The sequence below is a fragment of the Samsonia erythrinae genome, assembly GCF_004342665.1.
GTDB classification, from domain to species: domain Bacteria; phylum Pseudomonadota; class Gammaproteobacteria; order Enterobacterales; family Enterobacteriaceae; genus Samsonia; species Samsonia erythrinae.
This window is the reverse complement of sequence record NZ_SMBY01000011.1, coordinates 63,887-80,898: the sequence shown is the minus strand read 5'-3', so window position 1 is coordinate 80,898 and position 17,012 is coordinate 63,887. Positions and strand designations below refer to the sequence as shown.

Annotated in this window: 18 protein-coding genes; 14 read left to right on the top strand and 4 right to left on the bottom strand. The window is 54.4% G+C overall.

All coding sequences use genetic code 11. The annotated features are described in order from the left end of the window. Positions 1–339 precede the first annotated feature (339 nt). The 5 genes from glyA (at position 340) to EDC54_RS14955 (ending at position 5,955) form a co-directional block, all read left to right on the top strand. Positions 340–1,593 (top strand): serine hydroxymethyltransferase, encoded by a 1,254-nt coding sequence (gene glyA, locus EDC54_RS14975; protein WP_132458016.1) that lies wholly within the window; start codon positions 340–342, stop codon positions 1,591–1,593. Between the two features lie 201 nt (positions 1,594–1,794). Beyond that, positions 1,795–2,952, top strand: a complete 1,158-nt coding sequence (locus EDC54_RS14970; RefSeq protein ID WP_132458013.1) for a 3-phenylpropionate MFS transporter — start codon at positions 1,795–1,797, stop codon at positions 2,950–2,952. A gap of 31 nt (positions 2,953–2,983) precedes the next feature. Continuing rightward, positions 2,984–3,643, top strand: a complete 660-nt coding sequence (locus EDC54_RS14965) for a DUF1007 family protein (RefSeq protein WP_132458010.1) — start codon at positions 2,984–2,986, stop codon at positions 3,641–3,643. Continuing rightward, entirely contained in the window at positions 3,634–4,710 is a 1,077-nt protein-coding gene (locus tag EDC54_RS14960; protein WP_132458007.1) for a nickel/cobalt transporter, read from the top strand. The genes EDC54_RS14965 and EDC54_RS14960 overlap by 10 nt, the downstream gene beginning before the upstream one ends. A 117-nt stretch (positions 4,711–4,827) precedes the next feature. After that, positions 4,828–5,955: an ABC transporter substrate-binding protein gene (locus tag EDC54_RS14955; RefSeq protein ID WP_132458003.1), complete on the top strand. Its 1,128-nt coding sequence runs from the start codon at positions 4,828–4,830 to the stop codon at positions 5,953–5,955. Positions 5,956–6,030: 75 nt separating this feature from the next. Here EDC54_RS14955 and EDC54_RS14950 read toward each other — a convergent pair whose 3' ends face one another. The 4 genes from EDC54_RS14950 to suhB all read right to left on the bottom strand — a co-directional run bounded on the left by EDC54_RS14950 (position 6,031) and on the right by suhB (position 10,014). Continuing rightward, on the bottom strand, positions 6,031–6,831 hold the full coding sequence (locus tag EDC54_RS14950; RefSeq protein ID WP_132458000.1) for an ABC transporter ATP-binding protein: 801 nt from the start codon (positions 6,829–6,831) through the stop codon (positions 6,031–6,033). Beyond that, entirely contained in the window at positions 6,828–7,811 is a 984-nt protein-coding gene (locus EDC54_RS14945; RefSeq protein ID WP_380895424.1) for a FecCD family ABC transporter permease, read from the bottom strand. Before EDC54_RS14945 ends, EDC54_RS14950 begins: the two co-directional genes overlap by 4 nt. Positions 7,812–7,919: 108 nt before the next feature. Continuing rightward, the gene (locus EDC54_RS14940) at positions 7,920–9,044 is read right to left on the bottom strand and encodes an ABC transporter substrate-binding protein (RefSeq protein WP_132457994.1); all 1,125 of its coding nucleotides are present in this window, start codon (positions 9,042–9,044) and stop codon (positions 7,920–7,922) included. 166 nt (positions 9,045–9,210) lie between these two features. Beyond that, complete coding sequence (gene suhB, locus EDC54_RS14935; RefSeq protein ID WP_132457991.1) at positions 9,211–10,014, bottom strand: inositol-1-monophosphatase; 804 nt, start codon at positions 10,012–10,014, stop codon at positions 9,211–9,213. A gap of 239 nt (positions 10,015–10,253) precedes the next feature. Here suhB and trmJ point away from each other — a divergent pair, with 239 nt between their 5' ends. The 9 genes from trmJ (at position 10,254) to iscX (ending at position 16,886) form a co-directional block, all read left to right on the top strand. Then, entirely contained in the window at positions 10,254–10,979 is a 726-nt protein-coding gene (gene trmJ / locus EDC54_RS14930; protein ID WP_132457988.1) for a tRNA (cytosine(32)/uridine(32)-2'-O)-methyltransferase TrmJ, read from the top strand. A gap of 119 nt (positions 10,980–11,098) precedes the next feature. Then, positions 11,099–11,593 (top strand): Fe-S cluster assembly transcriptional regulator IscR, encoded by a 495-nt coding sequence (gene iscR, locus EDC54_RS14925; RefSeq protein ID WP_102119449.1) that lies wholly within the window; start codon positions 11,099–11,101, stop codon positions 11,591–11,593. Positions 11,594–11,794: 201 nt separating this feature from the next. Further along, positions 11,795–13,009: an IscS subfamily cysteine desulfurase gene (locus EDC54_RS14920; protein WP_132457985.1), complete on the top strand. Its 1,215-nt coding sequence runs from the start codon at positions 11,795–11,797 to the stop codon at positions 13,007–13,009. 24 nt (positions 13,010–13,033) lie between these two features. Then, a complete protein-coding gene (gene iscU, locus EDC54_RS14915) occupies positions 13,034–13,420 on the top strand; it encodes a Fe-S cluster assembly scaffold IscU (RefSeq protein WP_132457982.1) in 387 nt (128 codons plus the stop codon). A gap of 68 nt (positions 13,421–13,488) precedes the next feature. Beyond that, on the top strand, positions 13,489–13,812 hold the full coding sequence (gene iscA, locus EDC54_RS14910) for an iron-sulfur cluster assembly protein IscA (protein WP_132457979.1): 324 nt from the start codon (positions 13,489–13,491) through the stop codon (positions 13,810–13,812). 70 nt (positions 13,813–13,882) lie between these two features. After that, positions 13,883–14,401, top strand: a complete 519-nt coding sequence (hscB, locus tag EDC54_RS14905) for a co-chaperone HscB (protein WP_132457976.1) — start codon at positions 13,883–13,885, stop codon at positions 14,399–14,401. Positions 14,402–14,473: 72 nt separating this feature from the next. Then, positions 14,474–16,324, top strand: coding sequence for a Fe-S protein assembly chaperone HscA (gene hscA / locus EDC54_RS14900; protein ID WP_132457973.1), 1,851 nt, complete (start codon positions 14,474–14,476; stop codon positions 16,322–16,324). Position 16,325: 1 nt separating this feature from the next. Continuing rightward, on the top strand, positions 16,326–16,661 hold the full coding sequence (fdx, locus tag EDC54_RS14895; protein WP_132457970.1) for an ISC system 2Fe-2S type ferredoxin: 336 nt from the start codon (positions 16,326–16,328) through the stop codon (positions 16,659–16,661). 21 nt (positions 16,662–16,682) lie between these two features. Then, positions 16,683–16,886, top strand: a complete 204-nt coding sequence (gene iscX, locus EDC54_RS14890; protein WP_132457967.1) for a Fe-S cluster assembly protein IscX — start codon at positions 16,683–16,685, stop codon at positions 16,884–16,886. The last annotated feature ends 126 nt before the right edge of the window (positions 16,887–17,012 follow it).

Genomic DNA, 17,012 nt, shown 5'->3' with positions numbered 1-17,012 from the left:
GATTTATAAGTTGTATTTTATATGCATATTATTGGGTTCGTCCTTCTCTGTAAATGCCCTTTTTGCTGGTGAGGTTTTTTTCACCCGGGAGGAGAGGGAATAACATGAAGAAAAGGCAGGTTGTGAATGAAGAAAAATCCGTTTGCCGCTGCGCGGTTCTTCTTTGCTCAGGCCTTGCCCTGCCTGAGGCTAATCGTTTGCGTAAAAACCTCTGTCAAGCCCTATCTTCATGAGGGAGAAACGGTTTACACTATATGCCATTCCCAAGATGGGCGGGCTAATCCCCAAAAGGGACAATAATTTCCAGTATATTTACGTTAGCTGAGTCAGGAGATGCGGATGTTAAAGCGTGAAATGAACATTGCCGATTATGATGCCGAGCTTTGGCAAGCAATGGAGCAAGAAGTTGTGCGTCAGGAAGAGCACATTGAACTGATTGCGTCAGAAAACTATACCAGCCCACGCGTAATGCAGGCTCAGGGTTCTCAGCTGACGAACAAATATGCTGAAGGCTATCCGGGCAAGCGCTATTACGGCGGTTGCGAATATGTCGACGTGGTTGAACAACTGGCGATTGATCGTGCGAAAGCCCTGTTTGGCGCAGATTACGCCAACGTACAGCCGCACTCTGGCTCTCAGGCTAACTTTGCCGTCTATACCGCGCTGCTGCAACCGGGCGACACGATCCTGGGGATGAACCTGGCGCACGGCGGTCACCTGACGCACGGCTCTCCGGTTAACCTGTCTGGTAAACTGTATAACGTCATTCCTTATGGCATTGATGAAAGCGGTAAGATCGACTACGACGAAATGGCTGAACTGGCGCGCGCGCATAAGCCGAAAATGATCGTTGGCGGCTTCTCTGCCTATTCCGGCATCGTTGACTGGGCGAAGATGCGTGAAATTGCCGATAGCATCGGCGCGTACCTGTTTGTGGACATGGCGCATGTTGCCGGCCTGATTGCCGCAGGCGTTTACCCGAACCCGGTTCCTCATGCTCACATCGTGACCACCACTACGCACAAAACGCTGGCGGGTCCGCGCGGCGGCCTGATTCTGGCGAAGGGCGGCGATGAAGAACTGTACAAAAAGCTGAACTCCGCCGTCTTCCCTGGCGGCCAGGGCGGCCCGCTGATGCACGTCATTGCGGGGAAAGCTGTCGCGTTGAAAGAAGCCATGGAGCCGGAGTTCAAGGTTTATCAGCAGCAGGTCGCCAAAAACGCCAAGGCGATGGTCGACGTCTTTCTGGCGCGTGGTTTTAACGTGGTTTCCGGCGCGACCAGCAACCACCTGTTCCTGTTGGATCTGGTCAGCAAGAACCTGACCGGCAAAGAAGCGGATGCGGCGCTGGGACGGGCTAACATCACCGTAAACAAAAACAGCGTACCGAACGATCCGAAGAGCCCGTTCGTGACGTCGGGTATCCGTATCGGTACGCCAGCGGCGACCCGTCGCGGCTTTAAAGAAGCGGAAGTGCGTGAACTGGCTGGCTGGATCTGCGATGTGCTGGACAACATTAACGATGAGGCGACCACTGAACGCGTGAAGCAAAAAGTTCTGGATCTCTGCGCGCGTTTCCCCGTTTACGCATAATCTGACACGATCTCTGACGTCACCGTTGGAGCATTTCTGAAACGCCAGCCAATGTGCTGGCGTTTTTTATGCCTGTCGCTCAACGCGATACCGCCGTTTACGTTTAATGGCGAATAACGCGTTGCGCCACCGCGCGCACTCTGACAGAGTAATCAGAAAAATATGGCGGTGGGAGACATCGTCATCAAAAAGGGAAATATCATGGTCTTACAATCGCCGCGCTGGCTGGCGCTGAGCTATTTCACCTACTTTTTTTGCTATGGTGTGTTCCTGCCGTTTTGGGGAGGATGGCTGAAAGGCGAGGGGCTGTCGGCAGAGTCGATCGGTATGCTGTTGGGGACTGGTCTGGTAGCCCGTTTTGTCGGCAGTTTAGTCATCACCCCCAGCGTGAAGGACCCCTCTAAACTGATCGTCGTGTTACGCACGTTGGCGCTGTTGACGCTGGGGCTGTCAGTCGGTTTTTGGCTGGGAAATGTCTGGCTGTGGCTGATGCTGGTGATGATCGGTTTTAATCTGTTTTTTGCGCCTCTCGTTCCTTTAACCGATGCGTTGGCGGCGACCTGGCAACGCCAGATTGTCATGGACTATGGCAAGGTTCGCGTGTGGGGTTCAATTGCTTTTGTCATTGGCTCCGCCGTGACGGGCGAACTGGTCGCTGTCTGGGGACATTCTGCGATTTTGACCACTCTGAGTGTAGGGCTTGTCGCTATGCTGTTGGGGATGCAGCTGCAACCAAGCGTTATGCCGCAAGCGACGACAGCTTCCACCCAATCCACGACGGTGACGCCATGGAAAGCTCTGCTAAGTGAAACGGCAGTATGGCGTTTTTTGCTCTGTGTTTCTCTTTTGCAGGGCGCTCATGCGGCCTATTATGGCTTCAGCGTGATTTACTGGCAGGCATCTGGCTACTCCGCCTCGATCATTGGTTATCTTTGGTCGTTAGGCGTAGTGGCGGAGATTGTGATTTTTACCTTTAGCCAGCGCCTGTTCCGCGGTTGGAGCGCCAGACAACTTCTGCTGCTTTCCGCCGTATGCGGCGTGGTGCGTTGGGGGCTGATGGGCGCGACATTAGATCTGCCGTGGTTGATTGTGATACAGATATTGCACTGCGGCACCTTTACCGTCTGTCATTTGGCTGCGATGCGCTTTATCGCGGCACGCGCCGGCGGCGACGTATTGCGGTTGCAGGCGGTTTACTCTGCGCTGGCGATGGGTGGGAGCATCGCGGTGATGACGATGGTGTCCGGCTTCCTGTTTGAACATTTGCAGGGCGGTACGTTCTGGGTGATGGCGCTGTTGGCGTTGCCGGCGCTGTTTATCCGGCCCTCTGTCAGCCACCATGCCGCAGCCAGAACATAAAGAGTGGCGTAAATATCTTGTGGTAAAGAATATGTTACATTATAACGCTTTGAAACGGTGGGGCGGACGGATAGTGTTGCTGATGACAGCTCTGGCATTCGGCCCGCCGGTTTTCGCTCACCCACACAGTTTTATTGATATGCAGATGACAGTTGAGAGTCAGAACGATCAGATCACCGGTTTACGTATGCAGTGGACGATGGACCCGATCACTTCAGCCGATCTGCTGTACGACGCCGGGAACGCGAAAAAAGAGTCTGAAGTCTGGAAAAAGCTGGCGGCGGAGGTCATGGCTAACGTATTGGGACAGCACTATTTTACGGATGTTTATCGCGATAGCCAGCCGGTTAAATATGCGTCGATGCCGACGGAGTATCACCTTTCTCGTAAAGGAAATCAGGCGGTTCTGGAGTTTGTATTGCCGCTGGCGCACCCACAGCCGCTGGCCGGAAAGCCGCTACTGATTTCTACTTACGATCCCACCTATTTTGTCGATATGTCTTACCAGAATGATCGCGCGGTAAAGCTGGCGCCGGCACTGACATCGCGTTGTAAAACGACGCTTTTTACGCCGGCGCCCAACAGCGAGCTGCAATCCTATGCGCTGTCGCTGGATAAAAACGATGCGCCGGATGAAGATATGGAACTGGGGAAACAGTTTGCGCAGCGGGTGACGTTGCAATGTCAATAAACCTGAGCGCACAGCCACGCCAGCGTTCGTTGCTGAATCAACTGGGCGATCTGTGGCCGCAGTGGCTGTTTCTCCTGCTGCTTGCCATCGCGCTGTACTACACCGTAGGCCACTGGCCGCAAATCGTACTGCAAAGCGCGATCTGGCAGAAGTCTCTGCATCAGCAGATGTCGCATCTGCTGCAAATGGTCGAACAGCAGCCGCATCAAGCGGGACTCAGCCTGATGATGTTCAGCCTGCTGTATGGCGTGCTTCATGCCGTGGGGCCGGGACACGGTAAGGTCGTCATTGTAACCTATCTGGCTACCCATCCCTCGAAACTGAAAAGTAGCCTGAAACTGACGCTTGCGGCCTCGCTGGTTCAGGGGGGAATGGCCGTAACGCTGGTGACCGTTGTGTTAGGGCTTTTGCAACTGTCGAGCCGCACGCTGCATAACAGCAGTTTCTGGATGGAAAAGGGCAGTTTCTTACTGGTGGCAGGCCTGGGCGCATTGCTTTGCTATCGTGCGCTGAAACAGCTATATGCCGTGCTGGTGAGACGGCCTAAACCGGCAACCATTTTGCGTGTAGCGCCTTTGCGCATCGCACCCACGGATAGCTGTATAGCGCTGCGCCCGACTCTTGCGCCATCCTATTCTCTTCATGGGCACGATGCCAATTGTGGCTGCGGACATCGCCATCTCCCTACCCATGAGGAACTTGAGCGCGAGAGTAGTTGGCGGACGCGTCTGATGATTGTGCTGGCGATGGGGATGCGTCCGTGCTCGGGTGCCATTTTGGTTCTACTTTTCTCTAAAGTGATCGGCGTTTATCAATGGGGCGTCGCCTCTGCGCTGGTCATGGCTGCCGGAACGGCGATCACCATCTCGACGCTGGCCGCGTTGGTCTTTTACTGTCGCCGCGTCGTTGAACGTTTAGGTGCAAATCGCGCATCGCCGGTGTGGCAGCGTGTGACTTTTTCTCTTCTTGCTTTTGCGGGGGGGCTGATTCTGGTTGGCTCCGGCATCCTGCTTTATCTCAGCGCGCAGCCCGCGATGATGGGCGGTCTTCGGCCCTTCTCCGGCTGATTCACTTTTTATTAACTTCGCACTAAAAACCCATTGCCTCCGATAATCACGGCGGGATATCATTTCAATAATGATAACTATTATCATTTATAACCATCATCGCAGAAGGGAATAATAATGAAGAAATGGCTGTTCTCAGTCGTTGTTCTGTTGGGACTGAGCGCGAGCGCTGTCGCCAGCGCAAACCCGATTGTTATTGAAGACGTTAGCGGCAGGAAAGTAGAAATTAAATCCGCAGTAAAGCGGATTATTTTAGGGGAGGGCCGACAGATTTATCTGCTGGCCGCCTTTGACACCGAAGCGCCGTTTCAGCGCGTGGTCGGCTGGCGTGACGATTTACCCAAAGCGGATTATGACGGCTATCTGGCTTATGAAAACCAATACCCGGAAATCAAAAAATTGCCGACGTTTGGCGGCGCGAAAGACGGGACTTTTAACGTCGAACAGGCGTTAACGCTTAAGCCCGATCTGGTGCTGATGAACCTGGAATCAAAAGCCGCGACGGATGAGGGCAAGTTGATTGAAAAGCTCAACTCGCTCGGTATCCCCGTGGTGTTCATTGATTTCCGCGAGAAGCCGTTTGAGAACGCGGAAAAAAGCATTCACATCATGGGGCAATTGCTGGGTAAACCGCAGCGCGCCGAAGAACTGATTCAGTTCCGTCGCGAGCAGATTGAACTCGTCACCGAACGGTTGAAAAACTATCAGGGGCCGCGTCCGCAAGTGATGATCGATCGGGCTGGAGGGTATGACGAAGAGTGCTGCATGTCATTTGGCGACGAGAACTTTGGTCGTATGGTTGAAGCGGCGGGCGGCGACAACATTGCTAAAAACATCATTCCCGGCACCTTTGGTACGTTGAACCCCGAGCAGATTATCAGCGCCCGCCCGGATGTGGTGGTCGTGACGGGGGCGAACTGGAAAAACTACAACACGGCGAATGGTTGGGTTGGCGTAGGGCCGGGCGCGGACCAGAAAGAGGCGCTGCAACGCCTGCAAAAACTGATGGCGCGCTCGGCTTTTAAAACGCTGCCCGTCGCGACGAATGGCAACGCCCATGCGATTTGGCACCAGTTTTACGACAGCCCCTATCAGTTTGTGGCGATTCAGGTATTAGCCAAATGGATACATCCGGAGCTGTTTCACGATCTCGATCCTGATGCGACGTTCCGTACCTTCCATGAAAAGTTCCTGCCGTTGCCGTATCAGCCGGGCTACTGGGTGACGCTGCCCGCGACGAAATAGCGCCGGCTGGCGAGGCCAGAACGTAAAAAAGCACTGAACGATCCGGTCAGTGCTTTTTTTTCTTGCGATGCGGGACTAGAAGGTCGGTTCGCTGACCAGTCCGTCGATAATCACCTGCGGCACCCCCTGAGAGCAGCGCTCGATGCGTCCGCGCACGCCGTAGACAGCAGATAAACTTTCCGAGCTAATGACTTCCGCGGGTGCGCCATCGGCAATCAGATTACCGCTTTGCAGCATCAGGACATGATCGCCGTGGCGCAGCGCGATATTGATGTCATGCACGACGACGACGGTCACGATGTTGCGCTTGCGCGTTTCCTTGCGCACCAGATCCATTACGTGGAATTGATAGTTCAGATCCAGCGCGCTGAGCGGTTCATCAAGCAGTAATAGCGACGGTTGGCGGATGAGCGATTGCGCCAATCCTACCAGTTGTTTCTGCCCGCCAGACAGTTGGTCGAGGTAGCTCAATGCCAGATGCTCGATACCTAACTGACGCAGCAGCGTCATGACTTCATGTTGCTTTTCGGCATTATGCATGCCGCCGGACGCGCGTTGCGCGACGATAATGGATTCCAGAACATGCAGGTGAACGCCTGCGGGTAGGGACTGCGGTAGATAAACGACCTTTTCCGCCCGTTGAGCGAACGGCAGCGTCATCAGGTTGGCGTCATCCAGCCACAGCTCGCCTTCAGAGGGATTCAAGCCCGCAATCGCACGCAGCAGCGTGGATTTGCCGCTGCCGTTAGGGCCAAGCAGGACGGTGATTTTTCCGCGCGGGAGTTCCGGTACGGACAGATCGCGAATCACCTGACGCTTGGGATAACCCGCGCGAAAATGTGAAAGCCGTAATCCGGAAGTGGTTTGCTGGTTCATACATTCCCTCTGTGGCGCAGAATAATGCTCAGGAAGAAAGGCACGCCTACCAGCGAGGTGACGATACCAACCGGAATAATGACGCCTGGAATGAGGTTTTTCGAGGCGACAGACGCCATCGACAACACCAGTGCGCCGGTTAATGCGCTCGCGGGCAGATAGAAACGGTGATCTTCACCGAAAATCATGCGGGCGATATGCGGCGCAACGAGGCCGATAAAACCGATGGGGCCAACGAAAGCAACGGAAATGGCAGACAGGATGCTGATGCGCAGCAGCGTCGCCAGACGCAGACGTCGCACATTGATACCAAAGCTGACGGCGCGATCTTCACCCAATCGCAGTGCGGTTAGTTTCCATGAGCTCATCAATGACAGCGGCATCACGATAACGAGCACCAACAACAAGATCCCGAGTTTTTCCCAGGAGGCGCGGGCCAGGCTGCCCATCGTCCAGAAGACAAGGCCTTGCAGCGTATCTTCGTTGGCGATGAACTGGAGCATGGACACCAGCGCATTAAAGGTGAACACCAGCGCGATCCCAAACAGCACTACGCCGGAGGTTGCGACCTGCGTCCAGCGGGTAATTCCATCAAGCAGCAAGGCGGCCAGCAGGGCAAAGATAAACGCGTTGGCGGAGATAAACCACTGCGCCGGAATGCCGGGGATGCCGATGCCGAGGACGATCGCCAGCGCCGCGCCGAAGGCTGCCGCGGAAGACACCCCCAGCGTAAATGGGCTGGCCAGCGGGTTATTCAGGATCGTTTGCATTTCAGCGCCGGCCAGACCCAGCGCCAGCCCGACAATGATAGCCATCAGGGCATAAGGCAGACGAATATCCCAGACGATCACGCGCGTACCCGCGTCAGCGCTGGCTGGGTCGGTCAGCGTCTGCCAGAGTACATCGAGCGTCAGGCCCGAAGGCCCCATGGTAAAATCCAGCAGCAGAGAGCTAAGGATGATCACCAGCAGTAATGCCATCGTGCCGACGCGGCGTCGAATGATACCCCGATAGTTGTCCATAACGGTGTTGGCATCCGCAACAGTGCGGCTACGGATACCCGGTTCAGTGGTTGTGCTCATGAAAAGTTAGTCACCTTGTTTCCAGGCAAAGATAAAATCGCTGTCAGGCAGCGAAGTAAAGTGTTTAATAATATGGCGATAGGTGTCATCAGGGTTCAGGTCGCTGAAGAGTTGGGGATAGATCGCCTTCGCCAGATATTCCATCCCGACAATGTTGTACGGATGGTTGTAAAACTGGTGATAAATACCGACAACCTGTTTTTGCGCCACCGCCGGAATTTGGCTCACGCCCTGACGCGCCATCAATGCCTGTGCGCTGGCGGCGATATCTGCCTTGTTGGCGTTGTAACCCAACGGCAGCGTTTTGCTTGACGGCGAGTTACGCTTTGCGCCGGTCATAATGTACACATCTGGCTTCATGCTGATGAGTTTTTCCAGCGAGACATCGCCGTTAGCGCCCGGCAACAGCGCAGAGCCGATATTGTTCGCGCCGATCGCTTCGACCATTCCCCCCCAGCCATTATGCGCATGGCTAAAACAGCAACTGTCGGAGCGTCCTGCCCAGGCTTCGACAAATACGTTGGCTTTTTTGGGTAGCGTCGCGGTTTTTTGCTGAATTGCCGTCAGATGTTGACGATAAAACTCGCTATAGGCTTTGGCGTTATCTTCTTTGTTCAGGACTTCACCCAGCAAGTCGACGCTGCTGGCCGTGTTTTTCGCCGGATCGACTTCGGAATCGATGAAAACAACCGGAATATTCAATGCGCCAAGTTTCGCCAGCACACCACTTTCGGTCAGTGACGACTTGGCGCGTAGCTGCGCCACCATGAGATCGGGCTGTTTGGCCAGAACGCTCTCCAGCTCGATTTCACCTTTGTCGCCAAATCCCATATCCAGAACATTCTCTGCCTGCGGCCATTTAGCTTTCAGCATATTCCAGGTCGCAATATCGGATTTCTTGGGGATATTGTTCCATGCCACCATTCGTTGAAAGGGATTATCCCGATCCAATAATGCCATGGTCATGATGTCGCGACCGTCCTGAATCACGATGCGTTTCGGTTCCTGTTTCAGCTCAACCTGGCGTCCCGCGATATCCGTAACCGTGACGGGATATTGGGTAGCATCGCTACCGAAGGATGCGAAGACGGTAGTCGCCAATAGCAGTGGCATAAATGATTTCTTCAACATGGACATTTTCCTGATGAATCCCAAATTAAAGAGAATGATTCTAATAATTATTATCAAATGAGGGTAGAGCTAAAGGTGGAAATGGCCGCGAACAGGGGGGTAAGTAAGTAAAAAAAATACGCCAGCGCGGGGCTGGCGTAGGAAGACGATATTGTCAGAAAGTGTATCAGCGTTTTAGCGCGTCGCTTAACTCTTCGCGGATGGTGCCAAGAATGGATTTCACCACGCGCGGGTTGCCTGCTACCAGATTACCGGAGGCCAAATAGTTATGACCGCCGACGAAGTCCGTTACGATGCCGCCTGCTTCACGAACCAGTAATTCGCCACCGGCAAAATCCCACGGCTTGAGGCCGATCTCGAAGAATCCGTCAACGCGACCTGCGGCCACGTAGGCCAGGTCCAGTGCGGCAGAGCCGGTGCGGCGGAAATCCGCGCAATAGGTGAACAGTGCGCCAATCGCGTTAAGGTAGCTTTTGCTGTGCTGTTTTAATTTGAAGGGGAAGCCCGTTGCCAGCACGGTCCCTTCCAGATCGCGCGCATTGCTGCTGCGCAGGCGATAACCGTTCAACTGTGCGCCCTGACCGCGGGTGGCGCTAAACAGTTCATTACGCATGGGATCATAGACGACGGCAACTTCGGTGCGGCCTTTGATGCGAACGGCGATAGAAACGGCGAAGTGGGGTAAACGTTTGATGAAGTTGGTGGTGCCATCCAGCGGGTCGATAACCCATTGTATCGTCGGATCTTCACCAGCCAGCTCGCCACACTCTTCACCAATAATGGTGTGCTGTGGGTAAGACTTGCGGATGACTTCAATGATCAGACGTTCTGCATCCCGATCAACGTTGGTGACAAAATCGTTGCTGCCTTTCTGGCTGGCTTCGACAGCGTCTGGCGTTTCATAGTTTTTGGCAATCAAATTACCGGCTTTACGCGCAGCGCGTATAGCGATGTTGAGCATCGGGTGCATGGTATCGTCCACTGGAATGTTAAAGAACAGAAAGCGGCGCGTAGTATAGCAACGAAAAGATCAAATATCTATATATCCCGCGCGTTGCGGCGTGTCGAGACCGGCGCATCTTGGAACGCGTTCTTAAGCCCGCGCTTTACGCCGTTCAAATGCGCGTGTTTTATCTCGCAACTCGAATTATTTCGTGTATGTGTTTGTGTTAAGGTATCGCGATTTCCTTTTCGCACGACAGAGTTCACATGTTAGAAAATATTCGCATTGTTCTGGTTGAAACGTCCCACACCGGCAATATGGGCTCGGTGGCCAGAGCGATGAAAACCATGGGGTTAAGCAAACTTTATCTGGTCAACCCGCTGATTAAGCCTGATTCGCAGGCGATAGCGTTAGCAGCCGGCGCCAGCGACGTTATCGGCAACGCCACGATTGTGGACTCGCTCGATCAGGCGCTGGAAGGGTGTAGTCTGGTGGTGGGCACCAGCGCTCGTTCCCGCACCTTGCCCTGGCCGATGCTGGAACCGCGAGAGTGTGGTGTGCGCAGCGCGCAGGAAGCCGAACACGCCCCGGTGGCGCTGGTATTTGGCCGCGAACGCGTCGGGTTGACGAATGATGAATTGCAGAAGTGTCATTATCATGTGGCGATTCCCGCGAACCCGGCATACAGTTCGCTTAATCTGGCGATGGCCGTGCAGATCATCGCTTATGAAGTGCGTATCGCCCATCTGGATCGGTTACAAGCGGAAGCGCCGGTACATGAAGAATCGCCGTACCCGCTGGTCGATGATCTGGAGCGCTTTTATCTGCATCTTGAGCAGACGCTGCTGCAAACCGGATTTATCCGGCCTGCGCATCAGGGACAGGTGATGAACAAGCTGCGTCGCCTGTTCACCCGCGCCAGACCGGAAAGTCAGGAACTTAACATTCTGCGCGGCATTCTGAGTTCAGTACAAAAAACACACGGCGAATAATACTTGAGTATTTTGCTTGGTTAAATAGTTGACTAAAACACTCGGGAATGTCAGACTCGCGGTATGTTCTGCTAATACATGTTTTCATAATACATGTTTTATCTACGGGTATCACTATCATGAGACTGACATCTAAAGGCCGTTACGCGGTTACCGCCATGCTTGATGTGGCTCTGCATTCCCAGGAGGGGCCGGTTCCTCTGGCGGATATTTCCGAGCGTCAGGGCATCTCGCTGTCTTATCTGGAACAGCTGTTCTCTCGCCTGCGTAAAAATGGGCTTGTTGCCAGCGTTCGCGGCCCGGGCGGTGGTTACCTGCTGGGTAAACATGCAAATGAAATCGCGGTTGGCATGGTGATTTCGGCGGTTGATGAGTCTGTTGACGCGACGCGTTGCCAGGGGCGGGAAGGCTGTCAGGGTGGCGATCGCTGCCTGACGCATACGCTGTGGCGCGATCTGAGTGACCGGATTACCGATTTCCTTAACAACATCACGCTGGATGAGCTGGTGAATAATAAGGAAGTGCTGGACGTGGCGGATCGTCAGGATGCGGATACGCGTCGCACCGCCAACGGCCGTATTCAGGAAACTATAAACGTTAATCTGCGAGCCTGATTAGACTTCAACGTGGCGGAGCAAGTCCGTCACGTTTGTTTTTCAGCTAGACGCTTAACGACGCAACGACGGGTCTGGCGCTATTCAGACTCCGGCGAAGTATGATTTGCACTGCCCCGAAAGGTTGCGGGTAAAAAAACAGCCTGTCAATAAAACAAAACGCATTGTACGTTTTGAAGTGATGTACGGAGTTTATGAGCAATGAAATTACCGATTTATCTTGATTATTCAGCGACAACACCGGTTGATCCGCGTGTCGCTGAAAAAATGATGCAGTTTTTAACCCTGGACGGTACGTTCGGCAACCCGGCTTCCCGTTCCCACCGTTTTGGCTGGCAGGCGGAAGAGGCGGTTGATATTGCCCGTAACCAAATCGCAGAACTGGTTGGCGCCGATCCGCGTGAAATCGTTTTCACTTCCGGCGCAACTGAGGCCGATAACCTTGCGATAAAAGGGGCTGCCAACTTCTATCAAAAGAAGGGCAAGCACATTATCACCAGCAAGACAGAACACAAAGCCGTGCTGGATACCTGCCGCCAGCTTGAACGCGAAGGTTTCGACGTCACCTATCTGGCGCCGCAGCGTAACGGCATCATCGACCTGGCTGAGCTGGAAGCCGCGATGCGTGAGGACACCATCCTCGTTTCCATTATGCACGTCAACAATGAAATCGGCGTTGTTCAGGATATCGGCGCTATCGGCGAAATCTGCCGTAGCCGCGGTATTGTGTTTCATGTCGATGCCACTCAGAGCGTGGGCAAATTGCCTATCGACTTAGGCCAGTTAAAAGTGGATCTGATGTCTTTCTCCGCGCATAAAATCTATGGGCCGAAAGGGATCGGTGCGCTGTATGTTCGTCGTAAACCCCGTATTCGTCTTGAAGCGCAGATGCATGGCGGCGGTCATGAGCGCGGTATGCGTTCCGGCACCCTGCCGGTTCATCAGATCGTCGGCATGGGCGAGGCCTACCACATTGCGAAAGAAGAGATGACGGCAGAGATGGCGCGCCTGCGTGCGCTGCGCGATCGTCTGTGGAACGGCATTAATGATATTGAAGAAGTCTACCTGAACGGTGATATCGAGCAGGGAGCCCCCAACATCCTGAACGTCAGCTTCAACTATGTTGAAGGTGAGTCGCTGATTATGGCGTTGAAGGATTTGGCGGTGTCGTCCGGTTCTGCCTGTACGTCAGCCAGTCTGGAACCTTCCTACGTGCTGCGCGCGCTGGGGATGAATGATGAGCTGGCGCACAGTTCGATCCGTTTCTCATTGGGGCGTTTTACCACTGAAGAAGAGATCGACTACACCATTGAGCTGGTACGCAAATCCATTGGTCGTCTGCGCGATCTTTCCCCGCTGTGGGAAATGTTCAAGCAGGGCGTGGATATCAGCAGCATCGAATGGGCACATCATTAATTTACCTGACCGGGGACGACTATCATGGCTTATAGCGAAAAAGTAATCGATCACTACGAAAATCCGCGCAACGTGGGTTCATTTGATAACGCCGATCCTTCTATCGGCAGCGGTATGGTCGGCGCGCCCGCGTGCGGCGACGTAATGAAGTTGCAGATAAAGGTCAACAATGAGGGCATTATTGAAGATGCCCGCTTCAAGACATACGGTTGTGGTTCCGCGATTGCTTCCAGCTCGTTGGTGACTGAGTGGGTCAAAGGTAAATCGCTGAGCGAGGCCGAAACGATTAAGAACACGCAGATTGCCGAAGAGTTGGAGCTGCCGCCCGTGAAAATTCACTGTTCTATTCTGGCGGAAGATGCCATCAAGGCCGCGATTGCGGATTACAAAAGTAAACGCGACGCGAAGTAACCTGCGCCCTTGTCGGGGCCGCAATCGAAGCGGTCCCCCGGCGAGACAGTAACGATCGAGGTAACAGTATGGCGATTTCACTGAGCGAGAGTGCGGCGCAACGCGTGAGCGCCTTCATCGCAAACCGGGGAAAGGGTCTTGGGCTGCGTCTTGGCGTGCGCACATCCGGTTGTTCCGGCATGGCGTATGTACTGGAATTTGTCGATGAATTGAACGACGATGATCGTGTTTTTGAAGATAAAGGTGTTAAGGTCATTGTCGATGGCAAGAGCCTGGTCTACCTTGACGGAACCGAACTGGATTTCGTCAAAGAGGGGCTGAATGAAGGCTTTAAGTTCAATAACCCGAACGTTTCCGGTGAATGCGGTTGTGGTGAAAGTTTTAACGTCTGATCCCTCTTGGGTAGCGGTGCATACGGCCTGTTAATGGCGGTGCCGCTACCCGGAACTCCTGAGTACCACTATGGATTACTTTACGTTATTCGGGCTGCCGATTCGCTATGATGTGGATGGCGGCCTGCTGGTTTCCCGTTTCCAGGAATTGCAGCGGCAGTGGCACCCTGACCGTTATGCCGCCAGTCCGGAGCGTGAGCGCATGCTGGCTCTGCAACAGGCAGCGACGATCAATAGCGCCTATCAGACGCTGAAACATCCGTTGAAGCGTGCAGAACACATGCTGTCGTTGCACGGTTTTGATCTCAATAATGAGCAGCATACCATGCAGGACACTGCGTTCCTGATGGAACAGTTGGCGCTGCGTGAAGAGTTGGATGCGATTCCGCATCGATCTGATGCTGATGACGCGTTGGCGCTTTTTGCGGCACGGCTCCAGACGATGACGGACAAGCGCCAGTCGCAACTGCGCAGTGAACTGGACAATGAAACGTGGACAGATGCGGCGGATACCGTGCGCAAGCTACGTTTTTTAGACAAACTCCAGCAGCAGGTTGAAGAACTCGAAGAACAATTGCTGGACAGATAACTCGTTAATCCGGCGGGAGGACGATGGCGTAGCCAAACGGTTTTCCTGCCAGCCAATTGATGGAAGCTCAATATGGCCTTATTGCAAATTAGTGAACCGGGGCTTAGCGCAGCGCCGCATCAGCAACGTCTGGCTGTCGGCATTGATCTAGGCACCACACACTCTCTTGTGGCGACGGTGCGCAGCGGCGAAGCTCAAACGCTGGCGGACAGCGAGGGGCGCGATCTGCTGCCGTCGGTTGTCCACTATCGCCTCGACGGTCACAGCGTGGGTTGGCAAGCGCGTCGCGATGCCGCGCACGATCTGGAAAATACCATCAGTTCAGTCAAGCGCCTGATGGGCCGTTCTCTGGCCGATATTCAACAGCGCTACCCCCACTTACCCTACCGTTTTCACGCCAGTGATAATGGCCTGCCGCTTATTCAAACCGCCGCGGGCAATCTGAACCCTGTACAGGTTTCGGCGGATATTTTGTCCGCGCTGGCCGCACGTGCGGAAGCTGCGTTGGGCGGCGTACCGGACGGCGTGGTGATTACCGTTCCGGCCTATTTTGACGATGCGCAGCGTCAGGGGACGAAAGACGCTGCGCGCCTTGCCGGGTTGCACGTGCTGCGCCTGCTGAATGAGCCGACCGCTGCGGCGATTGCTTACGGTCTGGATTCCGGCAAAGAGGGCGTGATCGCGGTTTATGATCTGGGCGGTGGTACGTTTGATATTTCCATTTTGCGCCTGAGCCGTGGCGTGTTTGAAGTGCTGGCGACAGGCGGCGATTCTGCGCTGGGCGGAGATGATTTCGACCATCTGCTGGCGGAGTGGCTGAGTGAGCAGGCGGGAATGAGCGCGTATGGCGATCGTCAGTTGGAACATGCGTTTCGCGACGCGGCGGTAAAGGCCAAGATTGCGCTCAGCAACGCTGATGTGGTGCGTGTGGCGGTCGCCGGCTGGCAGGGCGATGTTACGCGTGAACAGTTCAATGCGTTGATTGCCGCATCGGTTAAGCGCACGCTGCTGTCCTGTCGACGCACCTTGAAAGATGCAGGGGTAACGCCACAGGACGTGCAGGAAGTGGTGATGGTCGGGGGATCGACCCGCGTTCCGCTGGTGCGTGAACAGGTTGGCGCGTTTTTTGGTCGTCTGCCGCTGACAGCCATCGATCCTGATAAAGTGGTGGCGATCGGCGCCGCAATTCAGGCGGATATTCTGGTGGGGAACAAGCCAGAGAGCGACATGCTGCTGTTGGACGTGATCCCGCTGTCTCTGGGGCTGGAAACGATGGGGGGGCTGGTTGAGAAAATCATCCCGCGCAACACCACGATCCCGGTTGCCCGCGCCCAGGAGTTCACGACGTTTAAAGATGGCCAGAGCGGTATGATGATCCATGTATTGCAAGGAGAGCGTGAGCTGGTGGCCGATTGCCGATCGCTTGCGCGCTTCTCGCTGCGTGGTCTGCCGCCGCTGCCTGCCGGTGGCGCACATATTCGCGTCACCTTTCAGGTCGATGCAGATGGCCTGCTGAGCGTCAGCGCGCTGGAAAAATCGACGGGCGTTGAGGCATCGATTCAGGTTAAACCGTCATACGGCCTGAGTGATACGGAAATTGCCGCAATGATCACCGATTCGATGGTGAACGCGCAGGAAGATGTCGGCGCGCGTCGTTTGGCAGAGCAAAAAGTGGAGGCCGCTCGGGTGCTGGAAAGTTTGCAGAGCGCGCTATCGGCTGACGCGGATTTATTGAGCAATGATGAAAAAGACGCGATTGCCACGGCAGCCGAACATCTGCATGCGATGATGCAGGAAAGCGATCCGGTGGCGATCGAGGCCGCTATTAAAACCGTAGATCAACAAACCCAGGAGTTTGCTGCCCGTCGCATGGATGCATCGATTCGTCGTGCGCTGGCTGGCCACTCTGTGGATGAGGTGTAACATGCCTAAGATTGTTTTTTTACCGCATCAGGATCTGTGTCCTGAAGGGGCGGTTTTGGACGCGGAGTGTGGGGAAAGCATTCTGGAAGTCGCGCTGCGTAATGGTATAGATGTTGAGCATGCTTGCGAAATGTCCTGCGCTTGCACAACCTGCCACTGCATTGTTCGTGAAGGTTTTGATTCGCTGGCGGAAAGCACGGAAGAAGAAGACGATATGCTGGATAAAGCCTGGGGGCTGGAACCGGAAAGCCGTCTGGGCTGTCAGGCGCGGGTTGCGAAAGAGGATCTGGTCGTTGAGATCCCGCGTTATACGATCAACCATGCTCGTGAGCACTGAATCTGAATAGGAGGAACCGCGATGGGATTAAAATGGACAGATAGCCGGGCTATCGGCGAAGCGCTTTATGACCAGTTTCCCGATCTCGATCCGAAAACCGTGCGTTTTACCGATATGCATCAGTGGATCTGCGAACTGGATGAGTTTGACGATCGACCGGACGCATCCAACGAAAAAATTCTGGAAGCGATCCTGCTGGTCTGGTTAGATGAAGCACAAGCGTAACGTTGCAGGGCTGCCTTTGGCGGCCCGTTTTATTTTGGCGGCAAAATTTGTCGCATCCTTATCATGATGATCCAGACCGTTGACAAACCCATCACCGCGTGTCGGGCTTTGTCAGCAAACTCAAGC

Excerpts from the sequence above, each read along its gene's own strand:
- EDC54_RS14950 (WP_132458000.1), bottom strand. The coding sequence starts at position 6,831 with ATGAACCAGCAAACCACTTCCGGATTACGGCTTTCACATTTTCGCGCG.
- EDC54_RS14965 (WP_132458010.1), top strand. The coding sequence starts at position 2,984 with ATGTTACATTATAACGCTTTGAAACGGTGGGGCGGACGGATAGTGTTG.
- hscA (WP_132457973.1), top strand. The coding sequence starts at position 14,474 with ATGGCCTTATTGCAAATTAGTGAACCGGGGCTTAGCGCAGCGCCGCAT.
- iscU (WP_132457982.1), top strand. The coding sequence starts at position 13,034 with ATGGCTTATAGCGAAAAAGTAATCGATCACTACGAAAATCCGCGCAAC.
- glyA (WP_132458016.1), top strand. The coding sequence starts at position 340 with ATGTTAAAGCGTGAAATGAACATTGCCGATTATGATGCCGAGCTTTGG.
- hscB (WP_132457976.1), top strand. The coding sequence starts at position 13,883 with ATGGATTACTTTACGTTATTCGGGCTGCCGATTCGCTATGATGTGGAT.
- EDC54_RS14940 (WP_132457994.1), bottom strand. The coding sequence starts at position 9,044 with ATGTTGAAGAAATCATTTATGCCACTGCTATTGGCGACTACCGTCTTC.
- iscR (WP_102119449.1), top strand. The coding sequence starts at position 11,099 with ATGAGACTGACATCTAAAGGCCGTTACGCGGTTACCGCCATGCTTGAT.
- EDC54_RS14945 (WP_380895424.1), bottom strand. The coding sequence starts at position 7,811 with ATGGCATTACTGCTGGTGATCATCCTTAGCTCTCTGCTGCTGGATTTT.
- EDC54_RS14955 (WP_132458003.1), top strand. The coding sequence starts at position 4,828 with ATGAAGAAATGGCTGTTCTCAGTCGTTGTTCTGTTGGGACTGAGCGCG.
- EDC54_RS14920 (WP_132457985.1), top strand. The coding sequence starts at position 11,795 with ATGAAATTACCGATTTATCTTGATTATTCAGCGACAACACCGGTTGAT.
- EDC54_RS14970 (WP_132458013.1), top strand. The coding sequence starts at position 1,795 with ATGGTCTTACAATCGCCGCGCTGGCTGGCGCTGAGCTATTTCACCTAC.
- trmJ (WP_132457988.1), top strand. The coding sequence starts at position 10,254 with ATGTTAGAAAATATTCGCATTGTTCTGGTTGAAACGTCCCACACCGGC.
- EDC54_RS14960 (WP_132458007.1), top strand. The coding sequence starts at position 3,634 with ATGTCAATAAACCTGAGCGCACAGCCACGCCAGCGTTCGTTGCTGAAT.
- iscX (WP_132457967.1), top strand. The coding sequence starts at position 16,683 with ATGGGATTAAAATGGACAGATAGCCGGGCTATCGGCGAAGCGCTTTAT.
- iscA (WP_132457979.1), top strand. The coding sequence starts at position 13,489 with ATGGCGATTTCACTGAGCGAGAGTGCGGCGCAACGCGTGAGCGCCTTC.
- suhB (WP_132457991.1), bottom strand. The coding sequence starts at position 10,014 with ATGCACCCGATGCTCAACATCGCTATACGCGCTGCGCGTAAAGCCGGT.
- fdx (WP_132457970.1), top strand. The coding sequence starts at position 16,326 with ATGCCTAAGATTGTTTTTTTACCGCATCAGGATCTGTGTCCTGAAGGG.